We start from the raw sequence: 18241 nt of genomic DNA, 5'->3' as shown, positions 1-18241 counted from the left end.
CCGGGGCCGCCCCTCCGAACTCGGCCGGGGACTGCCGGCGACCGCCGCGTCGGCTTTATCCGCCTCGTCCTCGAACACCGGGCGGGCTGGAGTCTTTGGGGGCGCGGGGAACTGCGCGATCAGCCCCCACTGGCCCGCGGCCGAACGAGTGCGAGGGGCAGGGATGCGGGGCGAAGCCTCGCCCAAGGGGCGCGGGGAACTGCGCGACCGGCCCCTACTCGCCCGCAGCCGAACGCATCCGCCCCACCCAACCGTCCGCGCCCCACCCACCGTCCGCCCCACCCCACTCGCGATCCACCCCACCCACCATCCACCCCGGACGGAAAGGAAGCCGGTGTGACGTAGGGCGTGGGGGTGGCGGGACGTGTGTCACAGGGGGACGTGGTTCCGTCGGGCGGGGGCGGAGCCTATCGTCAAGGTCATGTTCGCTGCCTACGCCACCCGCATTGACCGTGACCAGCCGCTCAGTGGCCTGGAGTTGGGGGAGCGCCCGGCCCCCGAGCAGAGGCCGGGCTGGACCACCGTGAACGTCAGGGCCGCGTCCCTGAACCACCATGACCTCTGGTCCCTGCGCGGCGTCGGTCTCTCCGAGGACAAGCTGCCGATGATCCTCGGATGCGACGCGGCCGGCGTCGACGAGGACGGCAACGAAGTCGTGCTGCACTCGGTCATCGGACAGACGGGGTACGGGGTGGGTCCGAAGGAGCCCCGTTCCATCCTCACCGAGCGCTACCAGGGCACGTTCGCCGAACAGGTCTCCGTTCCGACGTGGAACGTCATCCCCAAGCCCAAGGAGCTCTCCTTCGAGGAGGCCGCCTGTCTGCCGACCGCATGGCTGACGGCGTACCGCATGCTGTTCACCAACGCCGGGGTACGGCCCGGCGACTCCGTTCTCGTCCAGGGCGCCGGCGGCGGCGTGGCGACCGCCGCGATCGTGCTCGGCAAGGCCGCCGGTCTTCGGGTCTTCGCCACCAGCCGCGACGAGGCCAAGCGCAAGCGGGCGGTCGAACTCGGGGCCGTGGAGGCCCTGGAGTCCGGCGCACGGCTGCCGCAGCGGGTGGACGCGGTCATCGAGACGGTCGGTGCGGCCACCTGGTCGCACAGCATCAAGTCGCTGCGGCCCGGCGGCACGCTGGTCATCTCGGGCGCGACGAGCGGAGACCGCCCCTCGCACGCCGAGCTCACCCGCGTCTTCTTCCTGGAACTCAAGATCGTCGGCTCCACGATGGGCACCAAGGACGAGCTGGAGGATCTGCTGTCCTTCTGCGCCGCCACGGGTGTGCGACCCGTCATCGATGAGGTGCTTCCGCTGGATCGGGCCCGGGAGGGGTTCGAGCGACTGGAGTCGGGTGACCAGTTCGGGAAGATCGTTCTTACGGTGGGATGAGGGGTGTAGCAGTTCGGGGTGGTCGCGGCGGGCTCGGGAGTTTCCGGGCCCGCCGTTTCGTGTGCCGCTGTCAACTCCGGTTGACGCCGACCCTGCTGTCAACGTAGATTGACACCATGACCGAAGCAACGGATCTCGCCGAGCGCGCGGGTGATCGCGATCCGCGCATCGGACTGCGGGCGGTCTCCGCGCTGCGGAGGCTGCTGGAGCAGTTGGAGGCGGTGCAGGTGCGCAGCGCGCGCAATCAGGGCTGGTCGTGGCAGGAGATCGCCGCGGAACTCGGAGTGAGCAGGCAGGCCGTGCACAAGAAGTACGGGAGGCAGTGATGTTCGAGCGGTTCACGAAAGACGCCCGGGCCGTGGTCGAGGGAGCGGTCGGGCACGCCGAACGAGCGGGTGCCGGGGCGGTGGACGAGGAGCACATGCTCCTCGCGCTCCTCGATCGGGAGGGCAGCCGTGGCTCGTTCGCCCTGGCCTCGCTCGGGGCGGCCGGCAGGCGTGGCTCGATGGAACGGGCGCTTGCCGAGGCGCGCCGACGGGGCGGGCTGTCCCGCGCCGAGGCGGAGGCGCTCTCCGGGCTCGGGATCGACGTCTCGGAGATCGTCTCCCGGGTGGAGGAGGCGCACGGGGTCGGGGCGCTGGGGCCCGGGAAGGGGGGTGGTGGCGGGCGGCTGTCCAGGCGTCGGCCGTTCGCACCGGGGGCCAAGGAGGTGCTGACGCAGTCCCTTCGTGTGGCGCTCGCCCGTCATGACCGGCACATCGGCGACGAGCATCTGCTGATGGCCCTGACCGCCCGGCCCGGTGTGCCGGCGGAGGTGCTCGCCGACCACGGGGTCACCTATGAGGCCCTGACGCGTGTGCTGTACGGCGGCGGGGAGGCCGAGGCGGGGTGAGCGACAGGCCTTGGAGGCCGGGGGTTTCCCCGGGATCCTCCGGCCGGAGCCCAGGGCTCTCCTCGGACCTCGAAGAGCCCTGGGCCGCGCAGAGTGTCAGCTCTTCGGCGTGCGCAACGCGGCCCCGATGTGTGCCGCCGCCGTCGACAAGTGACGGCGAGCCGCACGGAGTTGGTCCTCCGTCACTCCGTGATCGCGGGCCGCGTCACGGATGTCGTCGCGGAAGCGGTCCAGGAGGCGGTCGAGGTCACGGGCGGGGTCGCCGGTGGAGTCCTCGTGGGCCCAGGAGGGTGCGTAGTCGGCCGGGAAGTCCTCCGGAGTGTCCGTGTACTCGGCGTACTCGGGCTTCGTCGTCCCGGTGGCCGCCGTACCCGCGCGGCCGAAGCCGAAGTCCCTGCCGAAGTCCTTGCCGAAGGTCTTCCCGAAGTCGCCGAATTCCTTGGCCAGTTCACTCAGCCCCTCACGGACCCCGTTCGGCCAGTCGCCGCGCGCGAAGCGGTCCTGGACCTGCTCCTGGACCCGCTTGGCCATGCGCTGCATCTCCTCCTGCGCCTCCCTGGCCTGGCGCCGTGCGCGCTGCGCCTCGTCGCGGGCCCGCCGGCTCTCGTCCTTCGCGCGCCGGTTCTGCTCCTTCCACTCCTGCTTGACCCGCCGCATCTCCTCCTTCGCGGCCCGCCAGGACTCCTTGTCCCCGAAGTCCCCGAAATCACCCGCGGGCCCTTCGTGTTCGCCGGCGCCGGCGCCGCCCTTGCCGCCGCGCCGCGCCTCGGTGGCCGCCGCCCGCATCTCCCGGCGCAGATCGCCCGCCGCGCCCCGTACATCGGAACGGATCTCCGCGGCGAGCTCCGCGACCGACTCGCGGATCTCCAGCTCCAGATCGGCCAGTTCACCGCTGCGGTCGGCCAGCTCGGCGCGGCCCGCGTCCGTGATCGCGTACACCTTGCGGCCGCCCTCGGTGGTGTGGGTGACCAGCCCTTCCGCCTCCAGCTTCGACAGCCGGGGGTAGACGGTGCCTGCCGACGGTGCGTACAGCCCCTGGAAGCGCTCCTCCAGGAGCCGGATCACCTCGTACCCGTGGCGCGGGGCCTCGTCCAGCAGCTTCAGCAGGTAGAGACGCAGGCGGCCGTGGGCGAAGACGGGAGGCATGTCAGAGCACCTTCTTGTCGGTCGGGGTCCCCGGAGAAGCGGACGACCCGTCCTCGTACGGCTCGTCCTCCGTTGTCGGCCTGCGGAGCATGGCGATGGAACCGGAGACGGTCACTGCCTTCAACTTGCCGTTGCCCGCACCCAGTCGGCCGGTGATCTTCTTGGCGCCCCACTGGCCGCTGACCCGGAGGTCCTCGAAGGCACTGGAGACCGTGCCGCTCGTGGTGTTGGCCTCCACCTCGGCGTCCGCGGGGTGCGGGAGGCGGATGGCGATCTCCCCCGAGACGTTCGACAGTTGGACGTCGGTGGGGGTGCCCGTGGGGTCGATGTCCACGATCATCGAGCCGGTCACCGACTCGGCGCGCACGGAGCAGCCCGAGGCCTCGATCACGGTCAGGTCGCCGGAGACGGAGTTGAAGCGGAGGTCGCCGGTGACGGCCTGGGCCTCCAGGCTCCCGGAGACGGTGTCCACGCGGACGGGGCCGGCGATCCGTACGAGGGCCGTGTCGCCCGTGACGCCTTTGACCTCCACGCGGTCCTCCATCCCGGAGACCACGGCGGCGGCGCCGACCACGCCCACCTCGACGGGGGTGCCGGCCGGGACGGCCAGCGTGACGACGGCGCTGCGGCGCCAGCCCTTGCGGTCCAGCCACTTGAGGAAGCCCTTCCAGGGCAGGTCCTCGTACGCCACGGTGAGCGTGCCGTCCTGCAGGGTCACGAGCAGCGGCGGGCCCTCCAGCTCGGAAACCTCGAGCCGGGCGGAACCCTCGTCGGTCCCCACGACGTTCACCGTTCCATTGACGACGCGCACATGAAGTGCCGTCACCGGGTCGTCGAAGGTGAGCTTCCTCGGCTCTGCGACGGACCACTCGGACATGGTGCAGACCTCCCAACGAGCCGACCAGACCGGGCGCGCGTCTGGACTCGACGTAATCTGGACTCGACGCGCCATATCGCGTCTTCCCTCATTCACGATATATCGCGGTTGCGGAAAGTCAAGGCGCTCATTCGGGGGAAGCGGGGCCCCCGCGGTCGGGGTTCGAGGGTGAGCGGTGGGGGCTTGACGGGCAAAGCGCGTAATTCGACCCCTGGTCGATCTACCGTGTGTCCATGTCCACGACGCCCGACTCGTCCCCGGCCAAGGCCACCGGCGCCCTGCTGCTCTGCCGGGCAGGGCACGAGTCCGTCGGCCTGGCGGCCCAGCTGTTGCGCGAGCGGATGCTGCTCACCGGGGCGGGCCCCGAGTGGAGCGTGCTCGTTCCCGAGGGGAAGCCCTGGCTGCACGGCGTCGAGCCCGTCGACCGGGTGGTCACGGGGTGGGCCACCGCCCTCGCCGTCAGCGCCCCCTGGCCCGTGCTGGCCCTGTGGTGGGACGCGGACCGCAGCGGGCTCACCCTCGCGGCGGGCTTCAGGCGCTGTGTGGGCTACGAATGGCTGGAGAACGGCACCCCGGTCGGTGAGGACGAGGCGATGAGCACCTTCGCCGCGCGGCTCGGCCTCGACCCGGTCCTCGACATGCCGGCACTCGACCCACTGACCAGGCCGGACTCCGGGGCGGACGCCCGCGCGCGCATGCGGCGGCTGCTCTCGGTCCTCACGCGCGCGGGGGTGCTGCTTCCGGCCGGGCTGGGCCCCGGAGAGCGCGCCGACCGGCTCATCGAGGTGGCCCGTGTCCAGCCCGGTGCGGAGCAGATCGAGTGGAGCGGGTGGCGTGCGGCCGTCCGGGCGGAGCTGGAGGCGGCCGAAGGTGCCGGTACGGGTTCCCGGCGGCGCGGGCGCAGAGCCCGGGTCCTCGCGACCGGGCAGCTGGCCGCCGGGCTGCCGCTGACCCTATGGGGCGTACGCCGCCACAGTGCCGGCTGGATCGTCGCGGGGACGCTCCTGATGCTCCACGGGGCGCTCGGACTCGCGTACGACCATCTGCACGCCTTCGACTGACGCCCCCCCGCTCGCGACCGTCGGGGCCTACTCCTCGTCGTCCTCGTCGTCCAGCCGCGCCAGCCACGTCGCCAGCCGCTCCACCGGCACCTCGAAGTCCGGATTGAGGTCGACGAACGTACGCAGCTGCTCGGCGAGCCACTCGAAGGTGACCTCCTCCTCGCCGCGCCGCTTCTCCAGTTCCTCGATGCCACGGTCGGTGAAGTACATGGATGGTGCTCCGTCGGTGAAAGTGAAGGGGAACGCTGAGAAAAGGATAAGTGGGACCGCGATCCGGCTGGAGGGCCTCCGGCCGGATCGCCCCGGCCGCACGCCCGCCGCTCCGGCCCCGTGCCACCTCGACGTGGCGCACCACGGCAAGGCCACAGGGAAGGGCCCGGTCTCCGAAGCGGTTTCGGAGGCCGGGCCCTTCGCCGGAGTCGCGTTCGTCGAGGGCTACGCCTCGAACACCTCACGCACCAGCTGCTCCTGCTCGGCCTGGTGCCGCTTCGCCGAGCCCACGGCCGGCGACGAGGACGCCGGGCGGGAGATACGGCGCAGACGCTCGCCGTGCGGGACGTCGGCGCCGACGGCCAGGTCCAGGTGGTCGATCAGGTTGAGGGCGATGAACGGCCACGCGCCCTGGTTCGCCGCCTCCTCCTGGGCCCACAGGTACTTCTCGGCGTTCGGGTACTTGGCGATCTCCGCCTGGAGCTCGGCACCCGCGAGCGGGTACAGGCGCTCGATGCGGATGATCGCCGTGTCCGTGACGCCGCGCTTCTGCCGCTCGGCATCGAGGTCGTAGTACAGCTTGCCGGCGCAGAAGACGACCTTGCGGACCGCCGCGGCGTCGACCGAGTCGTCGCCGATGACGGGACGGAAGGCGCCCGTGGTGAACTCCTCCGTCTTCGACGCGGCGGCCTTGAGGCGCAGCATCGACTTCGGGGTGAAGACCACCAGCGGCTTGTGGTGCGGGTTGTGCACCTGCCACCGCAGGAGGTGGAAGTAGTTCGACGGGAGCGTCGGCTGGGCGACCGTCATGTTGTTCTGCGCGCACAGCTGGAGGAAGCGCTCGATGCGGGCCGAGGAGTGGTCCGGGCCCTGGCCCTCCAGGCCGTGCGGAAGCAGGAGCGTGACGCCGGACGTCTGGCCCCACTTCTGCTCCGCCGCCGAGATGTACTCGTCGACGACCGACTGCGCGCCGTTGACGAAGTCGCCGAACTGCGCCTCCCACATCACGAGGGCGTCGGGGCGGGCCAGCGAGTAGCCGTACTCGAAGCCCATGACCGCGTACTCGGAGAGCAGCGAGTCGTAGACGTTGTAGCGGGCCTGGTCGTCGGAGAGGTACTGGAGCGGGGTGAAGTCCTCGCCCGTGACCCGGTCGATCAGGACCGCGTGGCGCTGGCCGAACGTGCCGCGGCGGGAGTCCTGGCCCGACAGCCGGACCGGGGTGCCCTCCAGGAGGAGCGAGCCGATGGCGAGGGTCTCGCCCATGCCCCAGTCGATCGTGTCGTCCTCGATCATCGTCGCCCGGCGCTGCAGCTGCGGGAGCAGTCGCGGGTGCACGGTGACGTGGTCGGGGATGTTGACCTGGGACTCGGCGATCCGCTTCACGACCTCCTGGGAGACCGCGGTCTGCACGGCCACCGGGAACTGCGCCTGCGGGTCCGGGACCTGCACCTGGGCGGCCTGCGAGACGGCCTCGCGGACCTCGGTGAAGACCTTCTCCAGCTGGCCCTGGAAGTCCTGCAGCGCCTGCTCGGCCTCTTCGAGGGTGATGTCGCCGCGGCCGATCAGGGACTCGGTGTAGAGCTTGCGCACCGAGCGCTTCTTGTCGATCAGGTCGTACATCAGCGGCTGCGTGAACGCCGGGTTGTCGGACTCGTTGTGTCCGCGGCGGCGGTAGCAGATGAGGTCGATGACGACGTCCTTGTTGAACGCCTGGCGGAACTCGAAGGCCAGGCGAGCGACGCGGACGACGGCCTCGGGGTCGTCGCCGTTCACGTGGAAGATCGGCGCCTCGATCATGCGGGCCACGTCGGTCGCGTACATCGAAGAACGCGCGGACTCGGGCGCCGCCGTGAAGCCGACCTGGTTGTTGATGACGATGTGGACGGTGCCGCCCGTGCGGTAGCCGCGCAGCTGCGACATGTTCAGCGTCTCGGCGACCACGCCCTGGCCCGCGAAGGCCGCGTCACCGTGCAGGGCGACCGGCAGGACGGTGAAGTCGGTGCCGCCCTTGTTGATGATGTCCTGCTTGGCGCGGGCGATGCCCTCGATGACCGGGTCGACCGTCTCCAGGTGGGAGGGGTTCGCGGCCAGCGAGACCTTGATCTGCTCGCCGTCCAGGCCGGTGAAGGTGCCGTCGGCGCCCAGGTGGTACTTCACGTCGCCGGAGCCGTGCATCGACTTCGGGTCGAGGTTGCCCTCGAACTCGCGGAAGATCTGCGCGTACGACTTGCCGACGATGTTGGCGAGGACGTTCAGGCGGCCGCGGTGGGCCATGCCGATGACGACCTCGTCGAGGCGGGACTCGGCGGCCGAGTCGATCACCGCGTCGAGCAGCGGGATGACGGACTCGCCACCCTCCAGGGAGAAGCGCTTCTGGCCGACGTACTTCGTCTGCAGGAAGGTCTCGAAGGCCTCCGCCGCGTTCAGCCGACGCAGGATGCGCAGCTGCTCCTCGCGCTCCGGCTTGGTGTGCGGGCGCTCGATGCGGTCCTGGATCCACTTGCGCTGCTTCGGGTCCTGGATGTGCATGAACTCCACGCCGGTGGTGCGGCAGTAGGAGTCGCGCAGCACGCCGAGGATGTCGCGCAGCTTCATCAGGGACTTGCCGGCGAAACCGCCGACCGCGAACTCGCGCTCCAGGTCCCACAGGGTGAGCCCGTGCTCGGTGATGTCGAGGTCGGGGTGCTTGCGCTGGCGGTACTCCAGCGGGTCGGTGTCGGCCATGACGTGGCCGCGGACCCGGTAGGAGTGGATCAGCTCGAAGACGCGGGCGGCCTTCGTGACGTCGTCGTCGTGGCTGGCGTCGATGTCCTTGAGCCAGCGGACCGGCTCGTAGGGGATGCGCAGCGCCTCGAAGATCTCGTCGAAGAAGCCGTTCTCGCCGAGCAGCAGGTTCGCGACGATCCGGAGGAACTCGCCCGAGGCGGCGCCCTGGATCACCCGGTGGTCGTAGGTCGACGTGAGCGTCATGACCTTCGAGATGCCGAGCTTGTTCAGGGTGTCCTGGGAGGTGCCCTGGAACTCCGCCGGGTAGTCCATGGAGCCGACGCCCATGATGACCGACTGTCCGGGCATCAGACGCGGGACGGAGTGGACGGTGCCGAGGCCGCCGGGGTTGGTCAGGGAGACCGTGACACCGGTGAAGTCGTCCATCGTCAGCTTGCCGTCACGGGCGCGGCGGACGATGTCCTCGTAGGCCTGCCAGAACTCGAAGAAGTTCAGCGTCTCGGCCTTCTTGATGCCGGCGACGACGAGCTGGCGGTCACCGTTGGGCTTCACCAGGTCGATGGCGAGGCCGAAGTTGACGTGCGGCGGCTTGACGAGGGTGGGCTTCCCGTCCTTCTCCGCGTAGTGCCAGTTCATCGACGGCATGGCCTTGATGGCCTGCACCATCGCGTAGCCGATGAGGTGGGTGAAGGAGATCTTCCCGCCCCGGGCGCGCTTCAGGTGGTTGTTGATGACGATGCGGTTGTCGAAGAGCAGCTTCACCGGGACCGCGCGCACGGAGGTGGCCGTGGGCAGCTCGAGGGAGGCGTTCATGTTCTTCGCGACGGCACCGGCGGGGCCACGCAGCGTCACGTACTCGGGACCCTCGGGGGCCTCGGTCGCGGGCTCGGCCTTGGGCTTGGCGGCGGCCGGGGCGGCCTTCGCGGGGGCCGGGGCGACGGCAGCGGGCTTCGGCGCGGCCGGAGCGGGCACAGGAGCCGCGGGAGCGGCCTGGACCGGGGCGGCGGGCGCCGCGGGCGCGGCAGGGGCTGCCGGAGCGGCAGGCGTGGCGGGAACCGCCGTGGTGGTCCCTGCGGCCCCCGCGGCCGCAGTACCCGCCGGAGCCGAGGCGGCTGGCGCCCCCGGCTTGTAATCGGCGAAGAAGTCCCACCAGGCTCGGTCTACCGAATTCGGGTCCTGGAGGTACTGCTGATAGATCTCGTCGACGAGCCATTCGTTCGCACCGAACGCGGCCGCGGGATTCTTCCCGGCGGCTTGGTCATCGGTCGAGATGCTCGAGTTACTGGGGGACTGTGGCGACACGGCGGCAACCGCCCTCTTCCGCTTCACAAGGTGATGGACAGCGGGAATTAAGGCTACGCCCCTATGGCCGAGAAGGTCAGGCCGGACCGGTCCAACGTCGTGTAAGTCACATCGGAAAGCGTGTTTCGGGGACGGAAATGGCGGGAAACAAGCGGGGTTTCGGCCCGGAAGGGGTACGTCGATCCTGGGTCGCGGTACGACTCACGCGGCCCTCTGCCTGATCACACGTGTCCACGAGCACGGGACGACGGTGGATCTTGTGGCTCCGGTTCGAACTTTACGTCAACTTGGCAGAGAAGGAAGCCCTGGAAGGGTGACCTGGATCCGGCAGCCCCGCTGGGATTCGGCCACGCCGATCCGCCCGCCGTGCAGATCGACCGCCCAGCGGGCGATGGCGAGCCCGAGGCCCGTACCGCCGTCGCTGCCCGGGCCGTGCGGCGAAGGAACCCCGCCGCGGTTGAAGCGCTCGAAGACCCGGTGCCACTCCGACTGCGGAATTCCGGGACCCTCGTCCAGGATCTCCAGGGCCAGTGACTCCGGGCAGTCGCCGCGTCGTGCCTTGACCGTCACCCGGCCGTGCGGCGGGCTGTGCTTGACGGCGTTGTCGATGAGATTCGCCACGACCTGGTGGATCCGCTCCGGGTCCGCGTGCGCGGTCAGCTCCGGCGGGGACACGTCGAGGTGCAGATGGACGTCGGTACGGGTGTGGCTGCCGGAGCCCGAGGCGATGCCCGCGCGTGCCGAGGCGACCATGTTGGCCTCCTTGAGCACGCCGGACAGGTACGGCCACACCTCGAAACGGCGCTTGCGCAGGGGTACGACGCCGTTGTCCAGCCGGGAGAGGTCCAACAGCGTCTCGACCAGCCGGCCCAGCCGCTCCGTCTGCTGCAGAGCCGTGCGCATCGTCTCGGGGTCGGCGGCGGAGACGCCGTCCACCACGTTCTCCAGGACCGCGCGCAGGCCCGCGATGGGGGTGCGCAGCTCGTGCGAGACATTCGCCACGAGTTCCTTGCGCTGGCGGTCCTGGGCCTCCAGCTCGTCGGCCATGAGGTTGATCGTCTGGGCCAGGTCGCCCAGCTCGTCCCGCCGGTCGTCGCGCACCCGGCGGGTGTAGTCGCCGTGCGAGATGGACCGGGCGACCGTGTTCATCTCGTCCAGCGGCGCGGTGAGCGAATGGGCCACGAACTGCGTTATCAGCAGTGTGGCGATCATCGAGAAGACCGTGATGAAGCGCAGCTCCGTCTTGGTGTGCACCGCGATCATCGACAGACCCGTGGTGATGAGCACGGAGATGACGACCAGCGCGCCCAGCTTGGTCTTGATCGAGAAGGGGCGTACGGAGCCCCAGAACCCCTCGCCGCGGCCCGGCTCGCCGGTACCGCTCACGACACCTGTGGTCCTGCCCGCTTCACCGAGCCCGCTCATGACATCAGCCCCCTACATGAGGTCCCTGGTCCCCGCGGAGAGCCGGCTCAGGGAGTCGGGGTCTCCAGCGCGTAGCCCACGCCGTGGACGGTACGGATCCGCTCGGCGCCGATCTTCCGGCGCAGCGCCTTGATGTGGCTGTCCACGGTCCGCGTGCCCGAGGCGTCCGCCCAGTCCCAGACCTCGGCCAGCAACTGCTCGCGGGAGAGTACCGCGCGCGGAGTGTTGGCGAGACACACCAGGAGGTCGAATTCGGTGGGCGTGAGGTGCACGTCCTCCGAGCGCACCCGTACCCGGCGCTGCGCGTGGTCGATCTCGAGCTCGCCGAGGCGCAGGATCCCGGTGCGCGGCGTCGAGGCGGCCACCACGGCCCGCTCGACCCGGCGCAGCAGGACGTGCACGCGTGCGGCGAGCTCGCGCATCGAGAACGGCTTGGTCATGTAGTCGTCGGCGCCGACGCCGAGCCCGACCAGCATGTCGGTCTCGTCGTCGCGCGCGGTGAGCATCAGCACCGGCACCGGGCGCTGGGCCTGCACACGTCGGCAGACCTCCAGGCCGTCGAAGCCGGGCAGCATGATGTCGAGGATCAGCAGGTCGGGCTGCCAGGCCTGTGCTGTGTCGACGGCGGCCGGTCCGTCGCCCGCGGTTTGCACGAGGAATCCCTCGGCTCGCAGGCGGGCCGCGATGGCGTCGACGATCGTCGGGTCGTCCTCGACCACCAGCACCCGGCGCTGAGCGCCTGGCGTGGCCGCCGTGCCGTTGTGCGAGGTGTGTGTCTGCTCCATCGCCCGCCCCTGAAGTGTGCTTTCCGGAATCCGTGGGGTGATCCCATGACTGCGCTTGACGCTTGAATGATCTGCGCCAGGGAAGCAGGGTACGGGCAGTCACCTTCGCTCGGCTATCCAGGCCCGACCGCGAGATGGACGACGTCCGGAACGCCCCGGGCAACGGGGATCTCTTCGGTACGCACCTGTCGGAATCCGGCATTCCGCAGCGTTCCTTCAAATTCCGGAGAGGGCTGCGCCGACCACACGGCCAGTACCCCGCCCGGCTTCAACGCCCTTGCGCAGCTTGTCAGTCCGGCCGGTCCGTACAGCCCGTTGTTGTCCTCGGTGACGGTCCAGTCGGGCCCGTTGTCGATGTCGAGGCACAGTGCGTCGTACGTGGCGGAAATCTCATTGACGTGAGTGAGCAGGTCGGCTTTCACGACCTCGGTCCTGGGGTCGGCGAGCGCCGCCGCGGAGAGTTGTGACAGCGGTCCGTCGCGGTGCCAGTCGATGATGGCCCCTTCGCGTTCGACGACGGTGATGTGACCCCAGCGCGGGTTCGCGGCGGCGTGCGCCAGTGAGAACCCGACACCGAGCCCCCCGATCAGCACACGTGGCTCCGCCCGCCCGTCCAGGGCGTCCAGCGCGGCGTCGACGAGCAGCCGCTCCGAGCGACCGTCGGAGGTGTCCATCAGGAAGCACCCGTTGGCGATGATCTGCAGCAGCGCGCCATGTCGCCGCAACACGACCTCGCCGTAAGGGCCTTCCCGGCGATCGATGACCACAGGGATGTCGTACGAGGCAGTCATGGCGTCCATCCTGGCACTTTCACCAGGATGGGCAGCCGAATTAACCCTCGGGGGCTGAAGTTCGGCCCACGCCCGCACGTACGGGTTCGGGCGGCCGAGGTCCGCCTTCACGGGGTTGCCGTCGGACGCCCGTACGGGCCGGCTCGGACTCGTGTGCGGACACGGCGACCGCGGACGCCGTACGCGCTTGTCGGGTTGCTGTGAATCGCCTCTCGCGTGGCGTCCGTCATAGACAGCGGCGCCGCGAGCCCCCAAGGGTGGGGCGGGACGGAAGGAGCCCCTCACCTTGGACCGGAGCACCACCGCGACGGCGACGGCAGTGGCGACGACCACGGACCCGGCGGCCTCCTCGGCCGATACCGCGCTCAAGGACCCACAGACGGGCACGCTTCTACTGGACGGAGTGCCGCGACAGCGCGGCGCGACGGCCGCGCCGCCCGCCGCCCGCCCGGCGACGGCACCCCCCGTGGTCGCCCCTCTCACTCCTCCCGCTCCACCGGTTTCCCGTGCTCTCGCCCGGCTTCGGGTGCTCCGTCCCTGGCGGTTGCTGCCCACCCCCACCGGAACGCCGTTCACCTTCGGCTACGCGGCCGTGCTCACCGTCACCGCGATGGTCACCGACTACGCGGACCCCGCCCTCGTCCACGCCCTGCACCAGGGTTCCAGCACCGACGTCGCGCACCTCGTACGCGAGCCGGTGCTGGTGCTGCTGGCCAGCGCGCTGTGGATGGCGGGTGGGATCATCTCGCCGTACGCCATCGGATTCGTGGTGGTGCTGACCGCGCTGGAGCGGCGGATAGGCGGGCTGCGGGCCGCCGGTGTCTTCCTGCTCGGGCACGTCGTGGCCACGCTGGCCACCGAGGTGCCCGTCGGTCTTTCCGTGCTGGCGGGAGGCCTTCCCGACAGCTCCCTGCACCGCCTCGACTACGGCATCAGCTTCGGCGTCGCCACGAGCGTCGGCGCGCTCGCCGGGCTGCTGAGGCCCTGGCTGCGCTGGCCGCTGCTGGGCGCCTTCGGCTCGACGGTCGTCGGGGGCCTGATCGAATTCGCCGACCCGATGACGGACTGGGGGCACCTGATGTCCCTGGCGATCGGGGTGTCGACCTGGCCGCTGGTCCGCGGCTGGCGCCGCGCCCGTACGGCGGCGGCCACCGGCCCCATCGCCCCCGCCGCCGTACCCACGGCTCAGACGCCTGACAAGGTCGCCGCCTAGTACCCGTCGGGTCAGGTCGCGCGGGCCGCCGTCAGTCGCCGGGCCAGCTCCGGGACGCCGAGGCGGCGCTCCTGTTCCGCACTCGCCCCGTGGAGCTTGTTGGTGAGCTGGTACGGGTCGGCGCGCAGGTCGTAGTACTCGCGGAAGAGGACCTCGCCGCCGTTCACCCCGCCGGGCAGCCGGCCCTGCCGGTCGAGGCGGAGGTCGTAGTACTCCGTGTACTGCTCGGTCCTGCCGATGTATGTCGCCCAGCTGTGGATCGGCTGCTTGTCCTGACGGTTCCACCACCACTCGGCGAGCACATGGTCGCGGTCCCCGGTGCCGAGCAGCGAGTGGTCGTCGTGCGGGGTGTCCGGGGCGATGCCGGCCGCGTCGAGAAGGGTGGGCGCGATGTCGACGTGCGCGGTGAGCCGGTCGTCGGTCCTGGCCGTGCCGAGTCCGCCGCCCGGCCACGACAGGTAGAACGGCACCTCCAGGCTCGGCCGGTACGGCACCGACTTGCGCAGCCAGCCGTGGTCCGCCCAGAGCAGGCCGTGGTCGCTCGTGTACAGCACCAGGGTGTTGTCGAGCTGCCCGAGTGAGCGCAGCTTGTCGCGGAAGTCCCGCATCGCGTCGTCCACGGAGAGCAGCGTGCGCAGCTGCCGGGTGCGCAGCGCCTGTCCCTCGGCGAGCGTGTGGTGGGCCGAGGAACCGTGCAGGAACGGCGGCTTGTCGGACTTGTCGCTCTCGAAGACCGACGGCCGTCCGTTCCACTCCGGGACCTGGGTGTGCGCGTACTTCTTCTCCGGGATGTTCAGTTCGTGCGCGGCCCGGGTGGCGACGTACGCGAACCACGGCCGGTCGTCGGTCCGGGACCGTTCCATGAAGTCGAGGGCGTGGTTCTTGATGACGGTGGTGTTGTAGCCAGGGATGTTCCGGACGGTCCCCTGGTCGTTGTAGTGGCCGTTGTAGTAGCTGACCGGTTCCTGAAGCAGCCACTCGTCGAAGTGCGGCGGGTTGTCACCGGTGTGCCAGTAGTTGAGGTACTTGCCGAACAGCCCCGTCCGGTAGCCGGCGTCATGGAACCGGCGCTGCACGGTGGTGTGCTGGTCGAGGCGGTAGGGATGCCGGGTGTCGAGGACGCCGTGGTGGTGGGCGTACCGGCCCGACATGATCGAGGCGCGGGACGGGGCGCACAGGGGAGTGTTGGCGTGCGCCCGCTCGAAGGTCACACCGTGGCCGCCGAGCCAGTCGACGGTCTCGGGCGTCGCCCACTCCGTCTCCTTGGGCTGGTCGTCGGTGACGACGACCAGGATGTTGGGCCGTCCGGAACGATTGCCGCCGGGGGCGGCGGTCGCGGTGGCGGCGGGGGCCCGCCCGACGGCCGGTGCCGCCGGTGCCCGCCGCGTGGCCGCCTTCGCGGACCCGTCCTCGTCCGTCGCCGCCCGCACCGCCGCGGCCCCGAGCGCCGCCACGGCCGCCGCCCCGGCGCCCACGACCACCCGGCGCCGAGTCGACCCGCGTCCCTGTTCCTGCCCCTCGCCCACGTCGTGCCCCGCTTCCCCGTGTGTGGATCCACAGCCTGTGAATGAGCAGCCTGTGAATGGGCCTGCAGTGTGAAGGAGCCGGCTGTGAATGCGGTTGCGGTGGTGTGGCGGTGCTTTTGCACTCTCGCGAAGGCGTCGACCACGTCGACCGGGCGCGCTCGCACGGGAAGGGACGGCGGGCCGACGGCGTTGACCACACCACAGGTGTTCGCCGCGGGTCTACGGCGCAGTGGCGCCGACCAAGAGGGAAGCGTGACGCAAACCCCGCTGACCTGCACGGATCTCTCCGTGGAGAGCGATCGCTCAGAGCGAACAGGCCTCGGGGAACAATCCAGGGCTCACATGCATTGAGTCGGCATAGCTCAACTTGACTGCCTAGGGAGAGATAATGGCTTCGACGTCCACACCGCTCACCCTGCCCGTGTTGCCGCTCGACGACGAGGTCGTGCTGCCCGGGATGGTGGTTCCGCTGGACCTGAACGATGCCGATGTACGCGCCGCGGTGGAGGCCGCCCAGGCCGCCGCGCGGTCGGAGCCCGGCAAACCGAGGGTGCTGCTGGTGCCACGCATCGACGGGGCGTACCCGAGCACGGGCGTGCTCGGCACCGTCGAGCAGGTCGGCCGACTGGCCGACGGCGACCCGGGCGCGCTGATCCGCGGCCGTGGGCGCGTGAAGATCGGCGCCGGGACGACCGGTCCTGGTGCCGCCCTGTGGGTCGAGGGCACCCAGGTCGACGAGACCGTGCCCGACCCGCTGCCCGGCCATGTGACCGAACTGGTCAAGGAGTACAAGGCCCTCGCCACCAGCTGGCTGCGCAAGCGCGCCGCCTGGCAGGTCGTGGACCGCGTACAGGCCATCGACGACGTGTCCGCCCTCGCCGACAATTCCGGTTACTCCCCGTTCCTGAGCACCGAGCAGAAGGTCGCGCTGCTGGAGACCGCCGACCCCATCGCACGGCTGAAGCTCGCCACCGAGCAGCTGCGTGAGCACCTCGCCGAGCAGGATGTCGCCGAGTCCATCGCGAAGGACGTCCAGGAGGGCGTCGACAAGCAGCAGCGCGAGTTCCTGCTGCGGCGCCAGCTCGAGGCCGTCCGCAAGGAGCTGCGCGAGCTGAACGGCGACGCCAAGGAGGGTGAGGAGTCCGACGACTACCGGGCCCGCGTCGAGGCCGCCGACCTCCCCGAGAAGGTCCGCGAGGCCGCGCTCAAGGAGGTCGACAAGCTGGAGCGGTCCAGCGACCAGTCGCCCGAGGGCTCCTGGATCCGGACCTGGCTCGACACCGTCCTGGAACTGCCGTGGAACGAGCGGACCGAGGACGAGTACGACATCCAGGGCGCCAAGAGCATCCTGGACGCCGAGCACGCCGGTCTGGAGGACGTGAAGGAGCGCATCACCGAGTACCTGGCCGTGCGCAAGCGGCGTTCCGAGCGCGGTCTCGGCGTCGTCGGCGGGCGGCGCGGCGGCGCAGTGCTCGCCCTCGTCGGACCGCCCGGTGTCGGCAAGACCTCGCTCGGTGAGTCCGTCGCGCACGCCATGGGCCGCAAGTTCGTCCGCGTCGCGCTCGGCGGCGTACGGGACGAGGCCGAGATCCGTGGCCACCGGCGTACGTACGTCGGGGCGCTGCCGGGTCGTATCGTCCGCGCCATCAAGGAGGCCGGGTCCATGAACCCGGTGGTCCTGCTGGACGAGATCGACAAGGTCGGCTCCGACTTCCGCGGCGACCCCGCCGCGGCGCTGCTCGAGGTCCTCGACCCCGCCCAGAACCACACCTTCCGGGACCACTACCTGGAGGTCGAACTCGACCTCAGCGACGTGGTGTTCCTGGCGACGGCCAACGTGCTCGAAGCCATCCCGGAGGCGCTGCTCGACCGTATGGAACTGGTCCGGCTCGACGGCTACACCGAGGACGAGAAGGTCGTCATCGCACGTGACCACCTGCTGCCGCGTCAGCTGGAGCGGGCCGGTCTGGAGAAGGACGAGGTCGCGCTCGACGAGAGCGCGCTGCGCAAGCTCGCCGGGGAGTACACCCGGGAAGCGGGCGTACGCAACCTGGAGCGGGCCGTCGCACGACTGCTCCGCAAGGTCGCGGCGCAGCACGAACTCGGCGAGCGGAAGCTGCCCTTCACGGTGACCGACGCCGATCTGCGCGGACTCGTCGGACGGCCGCACCACGTGCCCGAGTCCGCCCAGGACCCGGCCGAGCGCCGCACCGCGGTGCCCGGTGTCGCCACCGGTCTGGCCGTGACGGGCGCGGGCGGTGACGTCCTCTTCGTGGAGGCGTCGCTGGCCGACCCGGAGACGGGCGCGGCCGGTCTGACCCTGACCGGTCAGCTGGGTGACGTGATGAAGGAGTCGGCGCAGATCGCGCTCTCCTTCCTCCGCTCGCACGGCGCCGAGCTGGAACTGCCGGTCGGCGACCTGAAGGACCGGGGCGTGCACATCCACTTCCCGGCGGGCGCGGTCCCCAAGGACGGTCCGAGCGCGGGCGTCACCATGACGACGGCGCTGGCCTCGCTCCTGTCCGGCCGCCTGGTCCGCACGGACGTGGCGATGACGGGTGAGGTCTCGCTGACCGGCCGTGTCCTGCCCATCGGCGGGGTGAAGCAGAAGCTGCTCGCCGCGCACCGGGCGGGTGTCACCACGGTCATCATCCCGAAGCGCAACGAGGCCGACCTGGACGACGTCCCGGCCGAGGTGCTGGAGAAGCTGGACGTCCACGCCGTCACGGACGTCCGCCAGGTCCTGGAACTGGCGCTGTCGCCGGCGATGAACGGCGCGACGCCGGAGGTTCCGGTAGCGGCGTGACGGACGCTGCCGGAAGGGAAGGCCCGGGTCCCGTGAGGGAGGCCCGGGCCTTCGCCGTACCGTCAGCCGTTTCCGTCTCACGAAGCCACGCAC

14 protein-coding genes are annotated in these 18241 nt (G+C 70.5%); 6 read left to right on the top strand and 8 right to left on the bottom strand.

Features of this window, described 5'->3' with window-relative positions; all coding sequences use genetic code 11:
* Positions 1 to 421: 421 nt before the first annotated feature.
* The 3 genes from OG568_RS18960 (at position 422) to OG568_RS18950 (ending at position 2279) form a co-directional block, all read left to right on the top strand.
* The gene (locus OG568_RS18960; RefSeq protein WP_329532447.1) at positions 422 to 1387 is read left to right on the top strand and encodes a zinc-binding dehydrogenase; all 966 of its coding nucleotides are present in this window, start codon (positions 422 to 424) and stop codon (positions 1385 to 1387) included.
* A 116-nt stretch (positions 1388 to 1503) separates the two neighbouring features.
* The gene (locus OG568_RS18955; protein ID WP_010984411.1) at positions 1504 to 1713 is read left to right on the top strand and encodes a helix-turn-helix domain-containing protein; all 210 of its coding nucleotides are present in this window, start codon (positions 1504 to 1506) and stop codon (positions 1711 to 1713) included.
* Positions 1713 to 2279 (top strand): Clp protease N-terminal domain-containing protein, encoded by a 567-nt coding sequence (locus OG568_RS18950; RefSeq protein ID WP_329532446.1) that lies wholly within the window; start codon positions 1713 to 1715, stop codon positions 2277 to 2279. Before OG568_RS18955 ends, OG568_RS18950 begins: the two co-directional genes overlap by 1 nt.
* A gap of 96 nt (positions 2280 to 2375) precedes the next feature.
* Here OG568_RS18950 and OG568_RS18945 read toward each other — a convergent pair whose 3' ends face one another.
* A complete protein-coding gene (locus OG568_RS18945; RefSeq protein WP_329532445.1) occupies positions 2376 to 3425 on the bottom strand; it encodes a PadR family transcriptional regulator in 1050 nt (349 codons plus the stop codon).
* Position 3426: 1 nt separating this feature from the next.
* The gene (locus tag OG568_RS18940) at positions 3427 to 4302 is read right to left on the bottom strand and encodes a DUF4097 family beta strand repeat-containing protein (protein WP_266585746.1); all 876 of its coding nucleotides are present in this window, start codon (positions 4300 to 4302) and stop codon (positions 3427 to 3429) included.
* Positions 4303 to 4535: 233 nt separating this feature from the next.
* Here OG568_RS18940 and OG568_RS18935 point away from each other — a divergent pair, with 233 nt between their 5' ends.
* Positions 4536 to 5363, top strand: coding sequence for a hypothetical protein (locus tag OG568_RS18935; protein WP_329532444.1), 828 nt, complete (start codon positions 4536 to 4538; stop codon positions 5361 to 5363).
* Positions 5364 to 5390: 27 nt separating this feature from the next.
* On the opposite strand, the gene OG568_RS18930 is transcribed toward OG568_RS18935, so the two are convergent.
* The 5 genes from OG568_RS18930 to OG568_RS18910 all read right to left on the bottom strand — a co-directional run bounded on the left by OG568_RS18930 (position 5391) and on the right by OG568_RS18910 (position 12603).
* Positions 5391 to 5573, bottom strand: a complete 183-nt coding sequence (locus OG568_RS18930; RefSeq protein ID WP_005312030.1) for a DUF6104 family protein — start codon at positions 5571 to 5573, stop codon at positions 5391 to 5393.
* Between the two features lie 225 nt (positions 5574 to 5798).
* The gene (locus OG568_RS18925) at positions 5799 to 9602 is read right to left on the bottom strand and encodes a multifunctional oxoglutarate decarboxylase/oxoglutarate dehydrogenase thiamine pyrophosphate-binding subunit/dihydrolipoyllysine-residue succinyltransferase subunit (protein ID WP_329532443.1); all 3804 of its coding nucleotides are present in this window, start codon (positions 9600 to 9602) and stop codon (positions 5799 to 5801) included.
* Between the two features lie 282 nt (positions 9603 to 9884).
* A complete protein-coding gene (locus OG568_RS18920) occupies positions 9885 to 11027 on the bottom strand; it encodes a HAMP domain-containing sensor histidine kinase (RefSeq protein ID WP_443077700.1) in 1143 nt (380 codons plus the stop codon).
* Positions 11028 to 11074: 47 nt separating this feature from the next.
* Positions 11075 to 11812 (bottom strand): response regulator transcription factor, encoded by a 738-nt coding sequence (locus OG568_RS18915; protein ID WP_329532441.1) that lies wholly within the window; start codon positions 11810 to 11812, stop codon positions 11075 to 11077.
* 113 nt (positions 11813 to 11925) lie between these two features.
* Entirely contained in the window at positions 11926 to 12603 is a 678-nt protein-coding gene (locus tag OG568_RS18910; RefSeq protein ID WP_329536387.1) for a spermidine synthase, read from the bottom strand.
* A 286-nt stretch (positions 12604 to 12889) separates the two neighbouring features.
* Here OG568_RS18910 and OG568_RS18905 point away from each other — a divergent pair, with 286 nt between their 5' ends.
* Positions 12890 to 13816: a rhomboid-like protein gene (locus tag OG568_RS18905; protein ID WP_443077699.1), complete on the top strand. Its 927-nt coding sequence runs from the start codon at positions 12890 to 12892 to the stop codon at positions 13814 to 13816.
* Between the two features lie 11 nt (positions 13817 to 13827).
* Here the strand turns inward: OG568_RS18905 and OG568_RS18900 are convergent, their stop codons facing one another.
* Positions 13828 to 15342 (bottom strand): sulfatase family protein, encoded by a 1515-nt coding sequence (locus tag OG568_RS18900; RefSeq protein WP_329532440.1) that lies wholly within the window; start codon positions 15340 to 15342, stop codon positions 13828 to 13830.
* Between the two features lie 388 nt (positions 15343 to 15730).
* Here OG568_RS18900 and lon point away from each other — a divergent pair, with 388 nt between their 5' ends.
* Complete coding sequence (gene lon / locus OG568_RS18895; RefSeq protein ID WP_329532439.1) at positions 15731 to 18148, top strand: endopeptidase La; 2418 nt, start codon at positions 15731 to 15733, stop codon at positions 18146 to 18148.
* The last annotated feature ends 93 nt before the right edge of the window (positions 18149 to 18241 follow it).

It is taken from the genome of Streptomyces sp. NBC_01450 (assembly GCF_036227505.1).
Classification (GTDB): domain Bacteria; phylum Actinomycetota; class Actinomycetes; order Streptomycetales; family Streptomycetaceae; genus Streptomyces.
This window is presented reverse-complemented; position numbering and strand designations above follow the sequence as displayed.

Excerpts from the sequence above, each read along its gene's own strand:
- OG568_RS18960 (WP_329532447.1), top strand. The coding sequence starts at position 422 with ATGTTCGCTGCCTACGCCACCCGCATTGACCGTGACCAGCCGCTCAGT.
- OG568_RS18955 (WP_010984411.1), top strand. The coding sequence starts at position 1,504 with ATGACCGAAGCAACGGATCTCGCCGAGCGCGCGGGTGATCGCGATCCG.
- OG568_RS18950 (WP_329532446.1), top strand. The coding sequence starts at position 1,713 with ATGTTCGAGCGGTTCACGAAAGACGCCCGGGCCGTGGTCGAGGGAGCG.
- OG568_RS18945 (WP_329532445.1), bottom strand. The coding sequence starts at position 3,425 with ATGCCTCCCGTCTTCGCCCACGGCCGCCTGCGTCTCTACCTGCTGAAG.
- OG568_RS18940 (WP_266585746.1), bottom strand. The coding sequence starts at position 4,302 with ATGTCCGAGTGGTCCGTCGCAGAGCCGAGGAAGCTCACCTTCGACGAC.
- OG568_RS18935 (WP_329532444.1), top strand. The coding sequence starts at position 4,536 with ATGTCCACGACGCCCGACTCGTCCCCGGCCAAGGCCACCGGCGCCCTG.
- OG568_RS18930 (WP_005312030.1), bottom strand. The coding sequence starts at position 5,573 with ATGTACTTCACCGACCGTGGCATCGAGGAACTGGAGAAGCGGCGCGGC.
- OG568_RS18920 (WP_443077700.1), bottom strand. The coding sequence starts at position 11,027 with ATGAGCGGGCTCGGTGAAGCGGGCAGGACCACAGGTGTCGTGAGCGGT.
- OG568_RS18915 (WP_329532441.1), bottom strand. The coding sequence starts at position 11,812 with ATGGAGCAGACACACACCTCGCACAACGGCACGGCGGCCACGCCAGGC.
- OG568_RS18910 (WP_329536387.1), bottom strand. The coding sequence starts at position 12,603 with ATGACTGCCTCGTACGACATCCCTGTGGTCATCGATCGCCGGGAAGGC.
- lon (WP_329532439.1), top strand. The coding sequence starts at position 15,731 with ATGGCTTCGACGTCCACACCGCTCACCCTGCCCGTGTTGCCGCTCGAC.